The sequence below is a fragment of the Ralstonia sp. 1138 genome, assembly GCF_040544795.1.
Classification (GTDB): Bacteria; Pseudomonadota; Gammaproteobacteria; order Burkholderiales; family Burkholderiaceae; genus Ralstonia; species Ralstonia flatus.
On the sequence record NZ_JBEPKQ010000018.1, the window covers coordinates 1 to 2,467 of the forward strand.

3 protein-coding genes are annotated in these 2,467 nt (G+C 63.1%); all 3 read left to right on the top strand.

The window, feature by feature from the left end:
• Positions 1-72: 72 nt before the first annotated feature.
• Genes tnpA through tnpC form a run of 3 tightly spaced genes read left to right on the top strand, consistent with a single transcriptional unit; the run spans position 73 to position 2,425 of the window.
• A complete protein-coding gene (gene tnpA, locus ABIC76_RS25480) occupies positions 73-480 on the top strand; it encodes an IS66-like element accessory protein TnpA (RefSeq protein WP_354535644.1) in 408 nt (135 codons plus the stop codon).
• Positions 477-824, top strand: coding sequence for an IS66 family insertion sequence element accessory protein TnpB (gene tnpB, locus ABIC76_RS25485; RefSeq protein ID WP_354535645.1), 348 nt, complete (start codon positions 477-479; stop codon positions 822-824). The genes tnpA and tnpB overlap by 4 nt, the downstream gene beginning before the upstream one ends.
• Positions 825-853: 29 nt before the next feature.
• Complete coding sequence (gene tnpC / locus ABIC76_RS25490) at positions 854-2,425, top strand: IS66 family transposase (protein WP_354535646.1); 1,572 nt, start codon at positions 854-856, stop codon at positions 2,423-2,425.
• The last annotated feature ends 42 nt before the right edge of the window (positions 2,426-2,467 follow it).

A 2,467-nucleotide genomic window follows, 5' to 3' on the forward strand; every position in this document is an offset into this window, starting at 1 on the left:
TCGTAAGCGTGTCCCCAGCACCGTCTCGACGGCGTGAAAGGAAGTTGCCAGAGTGGTCCCCACCAAAAAGTAGTGGGGACCACAGTGGCAACAGAAGCACCGAAGAGGCGTTCACGCAGAGGCATCCCGAATCACCCCGTCGAATTCCGACGGCAGTTGGCCAAGCTGGCCTGCGAGCCAGGTGTCTCGGTTGCGCGTCTGGCGATGGAGCATGGGTTGAATCCAAACCTGGTCTTCAAATGGCGCCGAGCACTCCGCGCTGGTGAATATGATCCGGTCGGTTTGCTGCCGGTGACAGTGGAAGCACCAATGCAAGAGATCGAGCAGCCATGCCCGGCGCCAGTTAGCAGCGCTGCTCCCGCGGGCGCCATTGAGATCAGCGTGGGCAACACGCGCGTGCGCATCGACGGCTCACCCGACGAAGGCACGCTATTGCTGGTACTGCGCATGCTGCGCAGCACGTCGGGATCGGCAGCATGATCGGTCTACCCAGCCGCACGAAGATCTGGCTGGCTGCCGGCGTGACCGACATGCGCTCGGGCTTCAACAGCTTGGCTGCCAAGGTCCAGACCGTACTGGAGCGAGATCCGTTCAGCGGCCACGTGTTCGTGTTCCGGGGCAAACGCGGCGATCTGGTCAAAGTGCTGTGGTGGAGCGGTGACGGCATGTGCTTGCTGATGAAACGGCTGGAACGTGGCCGGTTCGTGTGGCCACGTGCCGATGGTGGCGTGGTGTGCCTGAGCCAGGCACAACTGTCGATGCTGCTCGAAGGCATCGACTGGCGGCAGCCGGTACGTACGTCGGAGCCGACATCGGCGTTGTAAACCTACCAGTCGCCGCGTAAACTGCCGACATGACCACGGCAGACGCCTATCCGGATGACATCGAAGCGCTCAAGGCTTTGCTGCTTGAGCGCGATGCACGCATCGGGCATCTGGAAGACGTGGTCGAATCGCACAAGGCGGCAAACGCTACCGCCAAGGCCGAGATCGAGCACCTGAAACTGCTGATCGCGAAGCTGCGCCGCATGCAGTTCGGTCGTCGCTCCGAGAAGCTCGACCATCAGATCGAACAACTCGAGTTGCGACTGGAAGAGCTCGAGGCTGACGAAGGCGCAGCCCCCATCGAGGTTCCAAAGACGCCACGCACGGCGCCGGAACAGGCGCCACGCAAACCGCTCCCTGAGCATCTGCCCCGCGAGATCCTGACCCACTGGCCGGAATCGGGTGAAACCTGCACGGCGTGTGGCGGCCCCATGAAGCAGCTCGGTCAAGACGTCTCCGAGCAGCTTGAATATGTACCGGCGAGCTTCCGCGTGATTCGGCATGTGCGCCCCAAACTGGCGTGCACGTGCTGCGATCACATTGCACAAGCCGCTGCGCCGAGCCGCCCCATCGAACGTGGCCTGGCTGGTCCGGGCTTGCTGGCCCATGTGCTCGTCTCGAAGTTCGCGGACCATCTGCCGCTGTATCGCCAATCGGCGATCTATGCGCGCGAAGGCGTCGATCTGGATCGCTCGCTGCTGGCGAAATGGGTCGGACACGGCGCGAACCTGCTGCAGCCGTTGGTTGACGCGTTACGCCGGCATGTGATGGCGGCAACGAAGCTGCATGCCGACGATACGCCGGTACCGGTGCTTGCACCGGGCAACGGCAAGACGAAAACCGGACGGCTGTGGGTCTACGTGCGCGACGACAGGAACTCAGGCGACATGACGCCGCCGGCCGTCTGGTTCGCCTATACACCCGACCGCAAGGGCATCCATCCGCAGCAGCATCTCGCATCGTTCAACGGCACGCTGCAGGCCGATGCCTATGGCGGCTACCAGGCGATCTACGAGACCGGACGCGTGGTCGAAGCAGCATGCTGGGCACATGCCCGACGGCAGTTCTACGAATTGCATGCTGCGCGGCCGAATGCCTTGAATACCGGAGCACTGGAACGCATCGGTGCGCTGTACAAGGTTGAAGAGGCGATCCGGGGGAAACCACCCGATGAGCGGCGAGCGTACCGGCAAACGCACGCCAAGCCCTTGCTCGACCAACTTCATGCGTGGCTGAGTGCCACGCTGGAGACGCTCTCGCGCAAATCCGATACGAGCCGGGCGATCCTCTATGCCCTGAACCGGTGGGAGGCGCTCACGCGCTATTGCGACGATGGGCACCTGGAGATCGACAACCTGCCGGTTGAGCGCGCGCTGCGCGGCGTGGCCATCGGACGGCGGAATTACCTGTTCGCTGGCGCAGACTCAGGTGGCGAGCGTGCTGCCGCCATCTACAGTCTGATCGGCACGGCCAAGCTCAACGGCATCGATCCCGAAGCATATCTGCGCCATGTGCTGGCACACATCGCGGATCACCCAATCAACCGCGTCGACGAGCTCATGCCGTGGGTCGTGGCTGATCTGGTTCGCGCTCGCGCCTGAGATCCATCGCTTACGTCAAGACGGCGCTGGCGACTCGCTTAC

What these genes read in the sequence shown, in the direction of transcription:
- tnpC (WP_354535646.1), top strand. Translation starts at nt 854, where the DNA reads ATGACCACGGCAGACGCCTATCCGGATGACATCGAAGCGCTCAAGGCT.
- tnpB (WP_354535645.1), top strand. Translation starts at nt 477, where the DNA reads ATGATCGGTCTACCCAGCCGCACGAAGATCTGGCTGGCTGCCGGCGTG.